The 16787-nt window shown below is 45.6% G+C and carries 16 protein-coding genes; 9 read left to right on the top strand and 7 right to left on the bottom strand.

Going from position 1 to position 16787, the window contains the following annotated elements; translation table 11 throughout:
• Nucleotides 1–19 precede the first annotated feature (19 nt).
• Entirely contained in the window at nucleotides 20–1651 is a 1632-nt protein-coding gene (locus tag ACXAGQ_RS17980) for an electron transfer flavoprotein-ubiquinone oxidoreductase (protein WP_475256619.1), read from the bottom strand.
• Nucleotides 1652–1806: 155 nt separating this feature from the next.
• On the opposite strand from ACXAGQ_RS17980, the gene ACXAGQ_RS17975 reads away from it, so the two are divergent.
• On the top strand, nucleotides 1807–2580 hold the full coding sequence (locus ACXAGQ_RS17975; protein WP_475255665.1) for an electron transfer flavoprotein subunit beta/FixA family protein: 774 nt from the start codon (nucleotides 1807–1809) through the stop codon (nucleotides 2578–2580).
• Nucleotides 2580–3509: an electron transfer flavoprotein subunit alpha/FixB family protein gene (locus tag ACXAGQ_RS17970; protein ID WP_475255664.1), complete on the top strand. Its 930-nt coding sequence runs from the start codon at nucleotides 2580–2582 to the stop codon at nucleotides 3507–3509. Before ACXAGQ_RS17975 ends, ACXAGQ_RS17970 begins: the two co-directional genes overlap by 1 nt.
• A gap of 18 nt (nucleotides 3510–3527) precedes the next feature.
• On the opposite strand, the gene ACXAGQ_RS17965 is transcribed toward ACXAGQ_RS17970, so the two are convergent.
• A complete protein-coding gene (locus ACXAGQ_RS17965) occupies nucleotides 3528–4490 on the bottom strand; it encodes a LysR substrate-binding domain-containing protein (protein ID WP_475255662.1) in 963 nt (320 codons plus the stop codon).
• Between the two features lie 252 nt (nucleotides 4491–4742).
• Between ACXAGQ_RS17965 and ACXAGQ_RS17960 the strand changes: the two genes are divergently transcribed.
• From ACXAGQ_RS17960 to ACXAGQ_RS17950, 3 genes are all read left to right on the top strand, one after another.
• Nucleotides 4743–6149: an MATE family efflux transporter gene (locus ACXAGQ_RS17960; protein ID WP_475255660.1), complete on the top strand. Its 1407-nt coding sequence runs from the start codon at nucleotides 4743–4745 to the stop codon at nucleotides 6147–6149.
• 137 nt (nucleotides 6150–6286) lie between these two features.
• Nucleotides 6287–6556 carry a type II toxin-antitoxin system TacA family antitoxin gene (locus tag ACXAGQ_RS17955; protein WP_317520101.1) on the top strand — a complete coding sequence of 90 codons (270 nt, stop codon included), beginning with the start codon at nucleotides 6287–6289 and terminating at the stop codon, nucleotides 6554–6556.
• A complete protein-coding gene (locus tag ACXAGQ_RS17950; RefSeq protein ID WP_475255658.1) occupies nucleotides 6557–7093 on the top strand; it encodes a GNAT family N-acetyltransferase in 537 nt (178 codons plus the stop codon).
• Nucleotides 7094–7150: 57 nt separating this feature from the next.
• Here ACXAGQ_RS17950 and ACXAGQ_RS17945 read toward each other — a convergent pair whose 3' ends face one another.
• Nucleotides 7151–7567 (bottom strand): SPOR domain-containing protein, encoded by a 417-nt coding sequence (locus ACXAGQ_RS17945; protein ID WP_475255657.1) that lies wholly within the window; start codon nucleotides 7565–7567, stop codon nucleotides 7151–7153.
• A gap of 313 nt (nucleotides 7568–7880) precedes the next feature.
• Between ACXAGQ_RS17945 and ACXAGQ_RS17940 the strand changes: the two genes are divergently transcribed.
• The 3 genes from ACXAGQ_RS17940 (at nucleotide 7881) to ACXAGQ_RS17930 (ending at nucleotide 9946) form a co-directional block, all read left to right on the top strand.
• A complete protein-coding gene (locus ACXAGQ_RS17940; RefSeq protein WP_475255655.1) occupies nucleotides 7881–8264 on the top strand; it encodes a LexA family protein in 384 nt (127 codons plus the stop codon).
• Between the two features lie 3 nt (nucleotides 8265–8267).
• Nucleotides 8268–9569, top strand: coding sequence for a Y-family DNA polymerase (locus ACXAGQ_RS17935; RefSeq protein ID WP_475255653.1), 1302 nt, complete (start codon nucleotides 8268–8270; stop codon nucleotides 9567–9569).
• A gap of 125 nt (nucleotides 9570–9694) precedes the next feature.
• Nucleotides 9695–9946 (top strand): hypothetical protein, encoded by a 252-nt coding sequence (locus ACXAGQ_RS17930; RefSeq protein ID WP_475255651.1) that lies wholly within the window; start codon nucleotides 9695–9697, stop codon nucleotides 9944–9946.
• Nucleotides 9947–10018: 72 nt separating this feature from the next.
• On the opposite strand, the gene ACXAGQ_RS17925 is transcribed toward ACXAGQ_RS17930, so the two are convergent.
• From ACXAGQ_RS17925 to ACXAGQ_RS17910, 4 genes are all read right to left on the bottom strand, one after another.
• Nucleotides 10019–10969, bottom strand: coding sequence for a YeiH family protein (locus ACXAGQ_RS17925; protein WP_475255650.1), 951 nt, complete (start codon nucleotides 10967–10969; stop codon nucleotides 10019–10021).
• A 146-nt stretch (nucleotides 10970–11115) separates the two neighbouring features.
• The gene (locus tag ACXAGQ_RS17920; RefSeq protein ID WP_475255648.1) at nucleotides 11116–11439 is read right to left on the bottom strand and encodes a YdbL family probable chaperone protein; all 324 of its coding nucleotides are present in this window, start codon (nucleotides 11437–11439) and stop codon (nucleotides 11116–11118) included.
• An 18-nt stretch (nucleotides 11440–11457) separates the two neighbouring features.
• On the bottom strand, nucleotides 11458–11673 hold the full coding sequence (locus ACXAGQ_RS17915; protein ID WP_475255646.1) for a YnbE family lipoprotein: 216 nt from the start codon (nucleotides 11671–11673) through the stop codon (nucleotides 11458–11460).
• A gap of 103 nt (nucleotides 11674–11776) precedes the next feature.
• Nucleotides 11777–15091, bottom strand: coding sequence for an intermembrane phospholipid transport YdbH family protein (locus ACXAGQ_RS17910; RefSeq protein WP_475255645.1), 3315 nt, complete (start codon nucleotides 15089–15091; stop codon nucleotides 11777–11779).
• Between the two features lie 388 nt (nucleotides 15092–15479).
• Between ACXAGQ_RS17910 and ACXAGQ_RS17905 the strand changes: the two genes are divergently transcribed.
• On the top strand, nucleotides 15480–16757 hold the full coding sequence (locus ACXAGQ_RS17905) for an NRAMP family divalent metal transporter (protein WP_475255643.1): 1278 nt from the start codon (nucleotides 15480–15482) through the stop codon (nucleotides 16755–16757).
• The last annotated feature ends 30 nt before the right edge of the window (nucleotides 16758–16787 follow it).

Below are 16787 nucleotides of genomic sequence, written 5' to 3'. Positions count from 1 at the left end.
ACGGTAGTGCTGTCCCTCATTACATGTTGGGGTAATTTGGCCCGCCCCCGCCTTCTGGTGGAACCCAGGTAATATTCTGCGAAGGGTCTTTAATGTCGCAGGTTTTACAGTGGACGCAGTTGGCGGCATTGATTTGAAATGCCGCTTTTCCGTCTTTTTCTATTATTTCATACACCCCCGCAGGGCAATACCTCTGGCTAGGTTCATCGAAGCGCTCTAGGTGCAAGTTGATAGGAATTGAACTATCAGATAGATGCAAATGACAGGGCTGGTTTTCCTCATGCTGCGCGCCGGAGAGAAAAACGGATGAGGGTTTATCAAAGCTCAACAGGCCATCAGGCTTTGGATACGCAATAGGCTGGTGGTCGCTAATGGGTTCGAGGCACGCATGGTCGGGTCTGTCGTCTTTGAGTGACCACTTGAACGTTTTTTTAAACCACTTTTGTTCGATAGATGCCAGTGTTCCACCGATTAAGGTGCCAAAGCGGTGGATCTCAGCACCGAAATTGCGCGACTCGTGTAATTCTTCATATAGCCAAGAGTTATTGAAGAATTTGTCATACCCTGGTGTGGTTTGATGAAAGCCTTGCTCTAATTCATGGAAGACAGCTTCAGCCGCAATTGTGCCGGATTTCATTCCGGTATGACTGCCTTTGATTTTAGCCATGTTCAATGTGCCCGCATCGCATCCTATCAACACCCCCCCTGGAAACTGTTGCCTTGGTAATGAAGAAAGGCCGCCTTTGGTAATGGCTCTCGCGCCATAGGCAATACGTTGACCGCCTGCCAAATGTTGGCTGAATAAGGGGTGATGCTTGAGTTGCTGGAACTCATCAAACGGGCTGAGGTAGGGGTTGTGATAGTTAAGGTCGACAATAAGACCAACAGCGATTTGATTGTTTTCCAAGTGATACAAAAAACTGCCGCCATTAGTGCCGGTTTGGCTTAATGGCCAGCCCACACCATGAATAACATGACCGGGTTTGTGGTGCTTAGGGGGAACTTCCCACAGCTCTTTGAGCCCAAGTGCATAATGCTGTGGTTGTTTGCCGTGGTCGAGATGAAACTGCTCAATAAGTTGTTTACCCAAGTGGCCGCGTGAGCCTTCGGCAAAAATCGTATATTTGGCATGTAGCTCAATGCCAGGCTCAAAAGCAGCTTTCTTTTCGCCATGTTTATCCAGCCCCATGTCTTTGGTAACAATACCTGCGACCATACCTTGGTTGTTATACAGAACCTCACTGGCTGGAAAACCGGGGAATATTTCGACACCAAGGGCTTCAGCCTGTTTGGCTAACCAGCGGCATAAAATTCCTAGGCTAATTACAAAATTACCAATATTCTGCAGGGTTTCGGGGACAAGCTGTTCAGCAACGGTAATGTAGTTGAATTGGTTGGTCAGGTAGCAGAACTTATCTTCAGACACCGCGGTATGTAGCGGTGCTTCCATCCGCTCCCAGTCAGGGAATAACTCATCCAACGCCTTGTGTTCAAACAGCGCACCAGAAAGGATATGACTGCCTACTTCAGCGCCTTTTTCAACAACACATACTGACAATTGAACTTCATTTTCGTTTGCTAACTGCATTAACCGGCAGGCGGCAGAAAGTCCGGCGGGGCCAGCTCCTACAATCACAACATCAAATGACATGCTTTCTCTTTGCTGCTCTGAACTCATGCTTCAATCCCTAGTAGAACGGCGCATTGTTAAAATATAGTCCAGTTGACGTAAACGTAAACTCAACTAGGCTCAAAGAATAAATCAATTGCAAGGCTGAAAAGTCTTGGTTTGATAAGGAAGTGCCTGTGAAAGTGTATGTTGCGATAAAGCGTGTTATCGATCCTTACGTAAAGGTAAGGGTGAAAAATGATGGCTCTGGTGTGGAAACCGCCAACGTAAAAATGTCGATGAACCCTTTCTGTGAAATTGCCGTCGAAGAAGCAATTCGCCTCCGTGAGGCAGACCATGCTGACGAGGTGGTAGTCATCTCTGCTGGCGAAGCGTCTTGTCAAGAACAGTTAAGAACCGCCTTAGCCTTGGGTGCTGACAAAGCAATACATATTGAGTGTGACGCTGTCACTGAGCCTCTATCAGTGGCAAAACTGCTTGCGGCGGTGGCTAACCGGGATCAGCCTGATCTATTCATTTTGGGCAAGCAATCCATTGATACGGACAACAACCAGGTAGCACAAATGCTCTCGGCATTGCTTGGATACCCACAGGCTACATTTGCTTCAAATGTTGATGTTGTGAGTGACGGTGTCACGGGTGGTGCTCAACGAACACTAAAAGTCACCCGTGAAGTCGATGGCGGGTTAGAAACATTACAGCTTGTGTTACCTGCGGTTGTGAGTACGGATCTTCGCCTTAATGAGCCGCGCTACGCTTCGCTACCGAATATTATGAAAGCCAAGAAAAAGCCATTGGATATCATAACCCCTGACGAATTGGGTGTGACCATAGAAAACCATCAGGAAGTGCTTGAGGTAATGGCACCGGCACAGCGTGCTGGCGGGGTGAAAGTGAACTCTGTCTTAGAGCTTGTCGATAAACTAAAAAATACTTCAAAGGTGATCTGATGATAGTACTTGTAATTGCAGAGCATGATAATCAGCGCCTATCAGGTGAAACGCTTAAGGCTGTTGGGGCGGCATATTCATTAAATTTGCCTATTGAAGTATTGGTAATGGGTTACCAGTGCCAGACAGTTGCCGATGAAGCGTCATGTATCAATGGGATCAGCCGAGTGTTGGTGGCAGACAGTGCTATTTACCAGTATCAGCTAGCTGAAAATAGTGCCACGCTGATCACCGAACTTGCTGCCGATCATAGCCATATCATTGCACCTGCAACGACATTTGGTAAGAACCTGCTGCCGCGAGTAGCTGCTTTACTTGATGTGGGGATGCTGTCTGATGTTATAGCGATTGAAAGTGCTGACACCGTGGTCAGGCCGATATATGCGGGGAATGCATTAGCCCGGGTCCGCTCTAAAGACAGCAAGCTGCTGATGACGACACGTGGATCGGCGTTCGAGGCGGCTAAAATGTCAGAGAGTCAGGCGGAGCAAAAGCCACTCGACATCGTTATTGCAAATGCGTTGAGTGAGTTTGTCGAGCGGCAGGTATCTGAAAGTGAAAGGCCAGAGTTGCCCGCTGCGCGTGTTGTTGTCTCTGGAGGCCGCGCTTTGGGGAGTAAAGAGAATTTTGCTTTGATTGAGCAACTGGCTGACAAACTCGGTGGTGCAGTGGGAGCCTCAAGGGCAGCGGTAGATGCTGGTTTCATATCGAATGATTACCAAGTTGGCCAAACGGGTAAGATAGTTGCCCCTGAACTGTATATTGCTGTGGGGATTTCCGGTGCTATTCAGCACCTAGCCGGAATGAAAGATGCCAAGGTCATTGTGGCAATCAACAGCGATCCTGAAGCGCCTATCTTTGAGATCGCAGACTATGGTTTGGTCGGGGACTTGTTTGAAATCCTGCCTGAGCTTATTGAATCGGTGTAAACGTGTTTACCGAGCCTCTTAATCTATAATCTTCCAGCCGTGCAGCTCAGACATATGAGTGAGCGCGGCCCAATCTTTCTTCTCTTCTTGTACCATCCACTCAATGAATTGTGAGACGGCGTCACCTTTGCTGACTGTTTGATAGTAATACTGCCAGGTACTGTTGGTGACAATAGTTGCCTGGGTAGGTAACTTTAAATACCCCTGCTGTAATTCATGCACGACTAGCATCAAGTCTGTGATGGTTACTCCTTGTCCGGCAAAGCAGGATGTTAAAGCCATATCAAGTGTATTAAAGGTTAAGCCATCTTTATTGATTTGATCTGTCCGGTCATTGCGAGTGAGCCATTCACGCCAATCACATTGGTCAGACGTTGGATGCAAGCGCGGGTAGTTGGCAATCAGAGCATCGACAGAGATGGGTTCGTCAGTTTTGGTCAATAACTCGGAGTAGACAGGGGCGAGATATTCTTTTCTGAAAAAAGTGGGTATATTGGTGCTTTTGCTAATTTCAGGCACATTATATATCGCTATATCACAGTCATCTTCTTCCAACTGCAACAGTTCATTGCTGTGTCCCATACTTGATGACAAGACGATATTGATATCAGGATAGAGTGATTTAAAGGAATGCAAACGAGGGATCAACCAACGTACTGCAAAGCTCATGGCAACTTGTACGCGTAATGTACCTGTTTCCTTCGCTTTCAACTGGCGTATGGTTTGGTTCAGTTCGCTATATTGGCGGGTCAGCAACAAAGCGACTTCTTTTCCTTGAGCAGAAAGCTCCAAGGCGCGATGGTGCCTGATAAACAGCGCAAATCCAAGTTGCTCTTCTAACTGCCTGATTTGCCGACTTACTGCACTTTGCGTCACGTTTAATTCTTCAGCGGCCAGCGTGAAGCTAAGATGCCTTGCTGAAGCTTCAAACACCCTGAGTCCATTCAAAGAAGATGGCAGTAAATTGTGTCTTTTTTTCATTGTCAGCCTCGTGAGGGAAGAAAAATGCTTCAAGAACTCTCTTGCATGAGTTTTATGAATGCTAAGGTACTATAAATGTCGTTTGAAACACAAATTGGGAAAACTTACATTAGTAGTATCTCAACAGTTTGATGGCTGTATCGCACTTTTAGCTTACTTTTCTTGTTAGAAACTACATGTTGTAGGCCGCCTTTTCTGCCATCCCTGAGATCCTTGTCTGTTTTGCAATGCTTTAGTGTTTCGTGGTGAATAATGAAAAAATTAATCAGCCTGGCAGTACCGCTAATTATTTCTCAGCTGGTTGCTCAATTATTGGTTTTTACCGATGTGTGGATGATGGCTCAAATGAGTATCCTTGCTATTGCTGGCGGGGGGCTTGGTGCGGCGGTGTATTCAATTGTCTTTACGGTTGCGGGCAGTACCGTCGGCTGTGTGGCCAATTTAATTGCTATCGCATATGGCAAAAGGCTGAAAGATGTTGAGAAAGGGGATGCTGAAGTCAGCACTTCTCTTAAGAGTGGCTTATTGTTATCGCTGATTTTAACCGTGACGCTGCTGCCTATCTTCTTTTGGATGGATGGTTTGCTTAATGCGGCCGGCCAGGATCCAAACGCAGTTGTATTGGCGGTGGATTATTTGGATGCCTTGAAGTGGGCAATGCTGCCAACTTTGGTCTTGCTCGTCTTGCGTAGTTTGGTCAGTGCGTTTGGCGATACCCGCTCTGTTATGGTGATGTCCATTGTGACGGTTATTCTCAATGTGCCGCTGAGTTACTTGATGGCGTTCAAGCTCGATATGGGCCTCGCAGGACTTGGCTACGGTACAGCATTGGCAGCGTTCATTGTGATGCTGGGCTACGGCTACTGGGTGTTTACTCGTAACAAGTACCGTCACTACAATCCTTTTGCCAAATGGCATGAATACCGTATCGGTATCCTTGTGCCTTTGTTGGCCATTGGCGTGCCTATCATGATTGCCACCTTGATGGAGCATGCACTGTTCTCAACAGCAGCCTTGTTGGCTGGTACGCTCGGCGCAGTGTCATTGGCCATTCACCAGATTGCGTTACAGTGCCTTAACTTGTCTTGGAACGTCGCTTTTGGCTTGTCTCAAGCGGCCTCTATCTTGGTCAGTCAGCATGTTGGCCAGCAACAGCCTGCCATGGTTAAGCGTTATGCCAAGCATGGCTTGTTGCTGGTCACGGTGACCAGTGCAGTATTTGGCGCATTCTTAATCGCAAAACCAGAGTTCTTGACTGTTGTCTTCAACGTTGAAGGTGATGCGCTAGCAGAAGAGCTTGTTGCAGCTCTGCCAAGCGTGATGATTATGGTCGCTGCTTGCTTTGTCGTAGATGCCTGGCAGTTGGCTGCCATTAGCATTCTTCGCGGGATGAAACTGGTGAAAGCACCAACGGTAACTACAGCTATTGGCTACTGGCTCATCGGTTTGCCATCGGCGTGGGTTTTGATGAACCTATTTGGTTTGGAAGGCGTTTGGGGCGGATTGGCGGTTGGACTCGCTGCCACTGGTCTGATGTTGTTGTTTATCCTGCTACGTGAACTTCGTAAACTTGAAAGCAAGTATGCGCATAGCCATGAAGGCTACAGCAATGAAGATCTCAGTACTAACGATCATGGCGCTGCGGTGATTTCTTCTTAATGGCGATTAAAAGCTAGCGAGTGTGTCTAGCACTTGCGCAGCAAACCGTACGGAAAAGTTCCGTACGGTTTGCCGTGTAAGCGGTCAAAGGTTATACTCTATGTGTACGGAAAATTTCCGTACTTATGGAGGTTATTATGGCAACAGCCCGACTAGACTTGCGTTTAGATGAAGAAATAAAAGCCAAAGCCGAAAAAGCGTCAGCGCTGCTGGGGCTGAAAAGCTTGACGGAGTATGTGGTTCGTCTTATGGATGAAGATGCCACTCAGGTGATTGCTCAACATGAAAGTATCACCGTTGATGGTGATGTGTTTGACCGGTTTGTTGATGCTTGCGATAAAGCCAAAGCACCGAATAAAGCGTTGCTCGATGCAGTAGACTTTGCGGAAGAGAAGGGCTTTAAGTAAGTGAGTTGGTCAAAAGAGTTTATCGAGCTAGATAAAAAACAGCATGATCGTACTTCGTTTGACTGTGGCGAGCCGGAGCTAAACACCTTTATTCAAACTCAGGCGTCAAAACATATGCAGGCAGGTATTAGCCGGACTATGGTATTACCTGCCTTACTTCCCCTGCCAAATCAAAAATTGCCTATCTGCGCTTTTTACAGCATTGCCCCTAGCTCGATATGCCGTGACACCTTACCTGCGGCGATGGCTAAAAAGCTACCCAAGTATCCTATACCCGTATTTTTACTCGCCCAATTGGCTGTCCATCATGAGTACCACGGAAACGGTTTGGGGAAAGTCGGCTTGGTGAAAGCCTTAAAGTATTTATGGCAGGTTAATGCTCATATGAGAGCCTATGCGATAGTGGTTGACTGTTTGAGCCCAGAAGCCGAATCCTTCTATACCAAGTATGGTTTTGAAGTACTATGCGAACATAATGGCCGGGTGAGGATGTTTATCCCGATGCAAACGGTCGGGCAGTTGTTTGAAGGACGCTAATCGCATAGCCATTAATGAAGTACAAAAAAGCCGGAATGATCATTCCGGCTTTTTGGCTTATCGCAAACGAAATACGTCGGTTTGCTGGTCACTTTTAACTTCAGCGAAGCTTCTAATGAATGGCCCTTGTTGACGAACCGCTTCTGGCAGGCGATCGATCACTGACTTCGCTTCTTCTTTTGTTTCGAAATCACCGTAAATGACGGCATACCAGCGTCCACTCTGGCTTTTCTTCCAGTTAACCCAAATTGGCTGCTGACCCTGGATATGGTTGATGTAATTTCGAACGTCAGCCTGACGCTCTTCAGTCAGAGCCAGTACCTGGATGGTAAAGCGTTCTGGGTTTAGGTGGCCATAGGCTTCTTCAGTAGTCATTTGACCAATGCACTGGCTTTCGGTGTGTGTGTGTGTATTTTCAGTTGTTGAACAGCCGGCTAATAGAAGCACAGCTAACATTGCAAAAATTTTTTGCATTAAAAACTCCTTGGATAATCCCTGCTTTTTCATTTTTATAAGCGACAATTTTATCAACATTAATGAGGGGATGTTGGTTAATACGTGATGATAAAAGTGCGTTTGTCGAAGATGGCAGCAATAGTTGTTGAAATTATCGCCACTGGTTTTAAGCCCGTCAGCACAATTATGCTAGGTGGTTGAAATTGTGTATAAATTGGCTGAATTGATTGCTCAAGCTTCAGTTGTCCCAAAAGTTAAAACTAGAGTGTGACTATTCTAACTATTTTTTATTATACTGTATATATGCACAGTATAATTAAGAGCAGTGGAAATGAAGGTATTTCCTTACTTTATCGAGGGGGTGAAATGTGGTTTCCCTTCACCTGCGGATGGTCATCAGGAAGAACTCGATTTAGAAAGCTACATGGTTCGAAATCCGAATGCGACTTTTTTTCTTCGGGCATCGGGCGACTCGATGACAGGAGCGGGTATCTATGATGGTGACTTGTTAGTCGTTGACCGGGCTGAAGCTGTGGTACCGGGGAGAATCGTCATCGCTAGAGTGTATGACGAGTTTACTTGTAAGCGTCTCGTACGCCATGAGCAGGCTTGGTGGCTGGTTGCAGAAAACCCTCACTACAAGCCATTTCCTATGCCAGAAGATTCTGAGATCTTCGGTGTGGTAACGCGTAACGTGCATAATTTACTGGGTTAAGCGATGGCTGCATTAGACGGATATCGTGATCAGGTTTGGGCACTGGTAGATGCGAAGAGTTTTTACTGTGCCTGCGAGCAGATGTTTGATCCCAAATTGGTCAACAAGCCATTGGTTGTTCTTTCCAACAATGATGGCTGCTGCGTTGCGTTGTCACCGGAGGCCAAAGCGCTAGGTATAAAGCGTGGTGCACCGTGGTTTAAAATAGAGCGCGAAGCCCGCAAGATGGGAGTTGAGGTAAGAAGCTCAAATTACACCTTATATGCTGACATGAGCCGTCGGTTCATAGAAGAGCTCCATCGTTTCTCACCCCATGTTGAACAATACTCGATCGATGAGGCTTTCGTCCGCCTTGATGGCTTCAATCTGGATGGTTTGACTCAATACGGCAAAGAAATCAAGGATACCATCTATAAGCACTTGGGGTTGCCTGTCCGGGTTGGTATTGGGGCAAGTCCAACTTTGGCAAAGCTTGGTAACCATGCAGCTAAGCAATATGAGCAAAGGGTTGAAGGTGTCATTCAGATCGATAATGAAGAACGCCGGAGATGGCTACTTGAACGCTGCACTGTTCAGGAGATTTGGGGAGTTGGCGCTAAAACGGCAACGCGATTGCAAACAAGTGGCATTACCAATGCTTTGCAACTATCGGGGCAAAATCCTGCAGATATGCGTCGGCTGTGGAATGTTGGGCTAGCCAGAACGGTACTTGAACTACAAGGTGTTTCCTGTATCGACCCCGGGGATATCGATGAGAAGCGAAAGCAGATCTTGTCTAGCCGTAGCTTTGGCTCAGATATCAGTGATTTGAACGATTTGAAGTCAGCCCTTGCTTTTCATTGCCAACGGGCTGGGGAAAAATTACGGCGGCAGCAGAGTCAGGCTAATGTGGTTGGCGTGTTTCTTCGTACCAACCGATATAAGGACTTGCCGCAACATAATATCAGTAGCGCCAGGGAGTTGATGTGCCCGAGCCAGGATAGCTATAGATTTCTTGATATTGCTTTGGAGCAGCTCGAGTCTATTTATCGTCCGGGTTATGCCTACCAGAAGATCGGCGTCATTCTAGACGGGTTAACCAATTCAAATAATGATCATTTCCAATTTGATATGTTTGATACCAGTGCCTTAGATGAAATGAAACGAAGAGAGCTGATGGCTATTACCGATCAGATGAATGCCAGGTTTAAAAACGGCGTTAAGCCTGCCTCGGTGATCGGTTCGACCAATTGGCATATGCGCCAAGCTTTTCGTTCCAATCGCTGGACAACCCGGCTCGATGAACTGCAAGTTGCAAAGTGTTGATCTTTCCCGAGCGACTTGGGTACATATAACAAATCTGAATGTTATAGAGTGAAAGCGAATTTCTGAATGCGGACAATTAGTTAATAATTATCTCAGTCAATTACTGAAAGATGGGAGGTATTAGCGTGTTTGTCTGGATAGGGATTGTCGCTTGCGTTTTGTTCACATCATCATTTACCTCTGGGCTATTCAGTGCAATTTTAGATTTTGCTGCTTTTTTGATTATCCTATGCTTGGGTGTAAGACGGCTGAAGCAAAGTAATGCGCAAGCAAACAAAGAAGCTATTCAGTCGAATCCTGTCTTGGACGACACTGAATTTAATGAAGAGCTCAAGCAAATCAATATCAACTCGGAGCGAATAGATATTACACCGTAACGAGGCTAAACAAGCCGGCAACCCGCAACTGTCTAGGAATAAGACGGTCGTTGCGGGTAGTGCTTTGTAGGTTTAATTGACCATTTGGATATAGGCTAGCGAGCCCCCGCCGATAGCCACCCACAGTGTTACACCTAGTAGCAGCGGCTGAAATCCGGCTGCACGTAGTTTTGCGATGGTAATGCCTGAGCCAATTAAAAATAGGCAGACTACCAAAACACGCTTAGACATGTTGAAAATCGCTGAGTAAAACGGTTGGAAATCAGGTAGTAGGTAAGCAACCCCAATAGCCAAGCAGTAGAAAACAATAAAAAAAGGCACACCAATCTTTTTGCTGTTGCCCTTAAACATCAAAGCACTTAAGAAAGCGATAGGGATGATCCACAGCGCCCGAGCCAATTTCAATGTCGTGGCTGTTCTTAAAGCCTCATCTCCATATGCCCCCGCAGCCCCGACTACAGATGAAGTGTCATGTATGGCAATTGCGGCCCATGTCCCAAATGCATGTTGGCTCATTTCAAAGAAATGGCCTATTACAGGGAAGATAAATAAGGCAATTGCGTTAAGCACAAATACAGTCGCTAATGCCAGTGATGTTTGGTCATCCTTAGCGTTAATTGCAGGAGCAACAGCCGCAATGGCGCTTCCGCCGCAAATTGCAGTGCCTGAAGCAATAAGGTGCCCGGTTTTCTGGTTAATCCCCAACAGCTTAGTGAGTATATAGCCGAGCAACAAGGTACAGAAAATGGAAGCAACGATAAGTCCGAACCCTTGCTTACTTGCTTCGATGGCTTGATCCAGCTGGATACCAAAGCCTAGGCCGATAATGGAATAGGAGAGTAGTTTCTTGGTTAGTGCTGCCAGGTTAAATTGGCTTGGTACCCATCCAAAGGTCGCCAAGGTAAAGCCCAAGACTAAAGCAATGGGCGAGCTGACAACGGGGAACAGGCATAACAACGCTATAGCAATGAAAATACCGTCGGTCTTGGATAGTTTATTGAAAAATGAATGAACTGCGGGCATGGGTTATAAAAATGAGAAAGTCGTCGCAGGAGTATATGCGCAAAGCGCTGTAAGGATAATTATAATATTTTTATTCCGGGGTTAAGATTTACTTAACACCTAGTTCAACAGAGATTTACGGAGTGAGCTCATGGCTAAACGTAAATCTATTTCTTGATCCACTTACCTGATGAGTCTTGATAGTAATTTCCCGGAGAGGTGCGCTCAATGGCCTTTTTGTGGGCGATGTGACCGACTTCTTTGACAGTCAAGCCATGTGAAACAGCTATTTTTTTGAAGGTGTTGGTTCGGCGGTTGTTCACTTCGGAAATCAAGCTCCTGACCTGCTGAGACGGCCGAGCAGTGACGGGGGCGATAAGTCCAGTGTTTGCTTCACCCACAAGGCCTTGGTCTTTAGCCTGTTGAAGATCGAGAGCAATTGCACTAAATGCGAGGAAGAAAGAAAAGAAGAAGAGCAGTATTCGCGTCATGGCATACTCCCTGCCAACTCAAAAGACATCATCATCATTAAACAGCTCATCGATTTCCTTATCAACTTTAATACGAATTTCGTGTTCTATTTTGACGTTTAAATTAACTTCTATCGGCTTTTCTGAAGCGGTAACTTGTACCGTGGGTGTACAGCCTGATAGTGCTGTGAGTGTCAATACCGAAAGCATGGCGATAAAAATTGGTATACAAAACAGCTTAAGTTGGATATCCATTGGTTACAACCTTTTGTGGACCTAATACCTATATGCCTTAATAAAAAGGCAGTGATGTAGGCACGTCCAGCCATTTGATTTTTTAAATTTCAAGCGCAAAATGCTACTTATCCACACCAATCTGCTTTAAGAACATATTTTCCAGCTTAGATGCATTTATCATATTTAGCGTCTTTAGTAGGGCTGGAATGTTTTCTTCTATGCTGAGATTCAGGTTAATCGGACGACCCGACAAAACATCAGGGTTTCGCCCCTTAAACTGTGATCTAGCACTCAATTGTCCTTCTTTAGAATAGTCTAGATTAATGTTGAGCGAGTGGTAGTTATAATTTTTGAGAATCTTACTCACAACTAACAAGCTATTCTCTCCAGCGGCTTCCACATTCTGATCGATGGCGGATCCTTCTTTGTACTTTAGGATCCCGCCAGGATAGCGGGCATGAAGACGGCCCCCCTTAATCACGGGTGCATTGCCTTCTAGGCCAAAGGGCAGTATTCCATCAACGGTTCCTGTCATTTCTATATCTTTTGCTTCTACGGTTTCTATCAATTTTTCTAGCTTCAAGCCATGCACCCTAATTGGGTTTGCCGGTATGTCTGACAGAGAGTCGCTAATGACATTATGCAGGCTTATATCTCCCCCAAGCAGGTAAGCTTTGGCCCTGTGCAGCTTGTAAGAAGGCGTAAAAGTATCAAACTCAATGAGGGCGTAGAGGTTCTCTAATAATATGCCAGCATGTAAGTAGCTGATATGAAAGCTTATTGGTTGATGAGAACGAAATCCATGATTGGAGGCGTCGACGGTTAGAGACACATTGAGGTCAGCATAATGGATGTCATGTATATAGCCACTTAAGTTGTGTGTATAGAGGCCAATTTTCCCTTTCCATTGTTTGTCCTTAATCGTTATCTTTGCATCGAAACCTAGTGAGCCTGCATAGATATCGTGGTCGACCGGAAGTTTGGGCAGATAGAACTTCTTAAGCGATTGCTTGCTGGAGAATGGAATATCATTACGGTGTAACTCAATATTGGCTTGCTGCTGTGGTATCAAGTACTCGATGGTATAGACGAGTAATTTTGTGTGGCGTTTATTTAAAATGTCGCCTTTGAACTCAGTTCTGTTAGGGGTGATTGCCATAATCCCTTCAGTCATGATCCCTGGAAGGCGCTGGTTATTTTGATTCAAGGAGAGGTGGGCTTGATACCCAGATTTCAAGAGCAAGTTTGATTCGTTTCCGGAGAGCCAATCGAGGTGTAAATCAAAGCCTGAAAAGACAGAAGAAAACTTACCGCTGTAGCGCTGTACGGGTAATTGACCGATATTTTTTTCCCGCCTTATCGATGCAATTTCTGCTTCTGATGAATCTTCTGATGTGATTAATTTCAACGCTGAAAGGTTGTCTGCATTTACGACTATGCTACTGCCACTATCTGCCAAAATGGATAGTGCAGTCGTCTTTCCTTGCTTGAAAAGTTGCTGCAGCCGGATTATCCCAGCCGTTATGTTTATGCTATCTGCATTTGCTTCAATCCACTCCCCATGGTGTTGAATATTTATTTTTTCAATGTCGATGGCTGTGCCACTTAATTTCAGTTCAACCTTGTTGTCTGTCCACTCACCTGACAGCGTCGATTGTAGCTGGCTGTTTTGAACATTAATTGTTGGGCTGGGAAACAATTGTGGGATCACCGCGTTGATATTACTTTTTGCGTGACACTGTAATGCTGTATTGCTACTGAGGAAAGGTATCTGGCATTGTAGGAGAGAAAAATCGATGTTGAAGTCATACCCGAATTTCTCATTTCGAAAGTGCAGCTGCTCACTACTCTTATCTAGGCCTAACGCGATATCGCCATCATGATAATCCGCATTAAAGGTCAGTGCTCCATCAGTGCTGAGTTCAAGCAAGGAAATAGCAGAGTTTGAATTCTTTTTTGGGTTCATTACCTTATGATGGAAGGCAAAGCGGTTGAGTTCGACATTAACCTTTTCCGGCAAGGTAACTTCTAGTGAATAACTCGCACGCTCAACATCTCTAAAATGAAAGGGATCCCCATGCTTGGCTGAGCTTTTATCCTTGAAAGCTAGTGATGTTTGCTTAGCTGAGATAATAATGGGCTTGGTTAACTCTGCGCTAGGAATATCATAGAGCTTCAGGCGATCTGTGAGATCTTGGGTTCGCTTAAATTGTGCTTCGCAGTGAAACAGTTTGGGCAACGGGCTGATGAAATTGATATCAGCTTTGCAGTCAAGCTTATTGCCTTTGGGGCCTACAACTGTCCCAGTAAAGTCTGCATCGTTCAGTGTACGGTGTTTGATCAATACATTGATATCGTATGGGTTGTCTGGGCCAAGGGCTTTACCTTTCAAGTGTAATTTGGCTTGTTTATCGGGCCTGTTTTGGCGAACCCTGGGGGTATCCAGTACAAGTTTTGCATCCATGATGAGGTTGCCATAAGTGAAATGGCTTACTTTTAGGTGTTTAAGCGGAAGTTGGGCAAGATTTGCGATGGCATGGCCAAGGTGTAAACCTTCATGTGTTTGATCGGGTTTGTCGAGAAACTCAGGGAGATCGGAAGGCTGTGCAAAACGAAGCTCTTTTGCCAGTAACCGCATACTCTGAGTCGGTTGGTTCAGATCGACAGTTAAGGCGATGTCATGTCCTTGCTGCTCGAAGCCTTTTAATTCGGTTGCCCATAAGGGGGTGAGTTTCTCGATATGGACAGCAAGTGGCGTTTTGTTTTGTTGCCAGCTAAGTGAAAAATGGCCATTGCTGAACCCGATTGGGTAGGTGTTCTGGCCAATGTCTTGTGGCAGGAAAAGCTCAAGATCCGTTGAGCCTATGATACCAGTGAGGGTAACGAATGGCTCAGTGGTGAGGACAAGCTGTAAATCATTTACCCGCTGGGGGATGTGGCTACCAACAGTGTTTTCAATGTCGACAGAAGCCTGCTGGCTATGGGCACTGAACACATAGGGTGCTGAAAGATCGGTTAAGTTAAAGCTTATGTCGTTGAAGGTGATGTCTTTAATCGTAACGCCATGTGGTTTTATCGCATTTTGAATATCTGGCGATAGCCGCACAACGGTATGGGGAGACACCAAGCGCCAAGAGGAAGTTGATATCGCACTTTTATCATCAGAAAAATGCTCAAGCGATAACTGCCTTATGGTGATTGCCGTTTTGTTTACCGCAATTGATAGCTCGTCAATTTGAATGCGCTTGCTAACATGGATGCCAGATATAGCATTTATCTCAATGCCCTTGGAAGCTAGCCAGGGGGGAATGAACACGGCCAGCATTATAATTGCGAAGACAATAAAGAACAGGCCATAGATGAACATGCGCACAAACCGATAACGGCCGGGCTTAGAGCGCGTTGGGTTGTTCTTGGTGCCTACAGCATTATTCATATGGCTTTTTTATCTGACCAACATAATAGTAATGTGACATTTCTAAGCATAATCGCTAGCGAGAAAGTTGTGATAAATATTGGATAAATCAAGCACTTCAAGATGAAAATTGATGCGGTTGATTCTACTGCGTGTGAGTAAATCTGCCCATCTAGTATAAAATTTTGCCATTTACTGAAGTTGCTGAAATCCTGTGATTTTTTTATTGTTTTTTTGCGGTGCTTTGCCTGATATCACTGATGTTTGGTTGTCATATATTGATGCTTTCAACTGCATATAAGCCCAAAAGTAGACGAATCAGCTAACTGGTTGTTTGCGGGAGGTTGATTATTTGTGACAAAACTGAGACAAAGTGAGGACAATAATAGAAAATCATCAGGATGTGATTATGTCAGAAACCTCTCCAGTACAGCCATCTCCCTCGGGATCACTCTCATTGGGTAAGTTATTACGCTCTTTAGGCCCAGGTGTAATGATGGCAACGGCAGCCGTCGGTGGCTCTCATTTAGTGGCTTCTACCAAAGCCGGTGCTATATACGGCTGGCAGCTTGCCGCATTGATTTTGCTGGTAAACCTTTTGAAATACCCATTTTTCCGTGCCGGCGTTCAATACACAATGGGAACAGGCAACAGCTTGGTTCAAGGGTATGACGGTATGGGGCGCGGTTACCTGTGGGTGTTTACAGGACTAAGCTTGATCTCTGGTGTGGTGAATACGGCAGCCTTGCTATTGTTTAGCGCAAGCTTACTGGGGTATTTCTTGCCATTCAGCCTTTCGCTGCCGGTATTATCGGGCATTGTTGTCGTAGCTTGCTTGGTTATTTTGATGGCCGGCCACTACAAAGCACTCGATGGCCTTTCTAAGATCATCATGACAGTGTTGGTTATTGCAACACTATCAGCCGTAGTGATAGCTGCGGGTAAGGGCAGCGTTGCGCCAGCGGATTTTGAAGCGCCTTCTGCATGGTCAATTGCCTCGATTGGTTTTATCGTTGTTATGATGGGCTGGATGCCTGCACCGATTGAAATTTCATGCCTGACATCACTGTGGCTCAAGAGCCAGCGGAAAGAGCAGCAGGTGACCTCCGAGTCCGCACTGTTTGATTTTAATGTTGGCTATATTGGTACTGCGGTACTTGCGATCGTATTCCTTTCTTTGGGGGCGTTGGTATTGCACGGTAATGGAACCGAGCTAAAAGCATCGGGTATTGGTTTCTCGCATCAACTAGTCAGTATGTACGCATCAACAATAGGAGAGTGGTCTCGTTATTTGATTGCCGTGGTCGCTTTCTTTTGTATCTTCGGCAGTACGATTACCGTCATTGATGGCTATGCCCGTTCATTAGCAGAAGCACAGTCTCTGCTTCAATCCAAACCATTAGGCCAAAGGTCATACCACAATGGCTGGATGGTGTTTATTGCGGTTTCAGCAATGGGGATCATTTTGTTCTTTAGCTCTGCTTTGATGCCAATGCTTGATTTCGCCATGGTATTGGCATTCATGACGACTCCGATTTTCGCATTGCTCAACTACCAGCTAGTGTCTAAAGCAGATCTACCTGTGGCTCTTCAGTGGTCGAAGCGAATGAAAGCACTGTCTTGGGTTGGCCTAACATACTTGTTTGGGTTCTTGGCCGTATTCATTTGGTGGAAATGGTTGATGTAGAGTTCAAAAAAAAGCCGGATACAGACAGGA

It is taken from the genome of Photobacterium sp. ABD4_091 (genome assembly GCF_056160145.1).
Note: the sequence above shows the minus strand (reverse complement) of the source record. Positions and strands in the feature narration are given on the sequence as shown.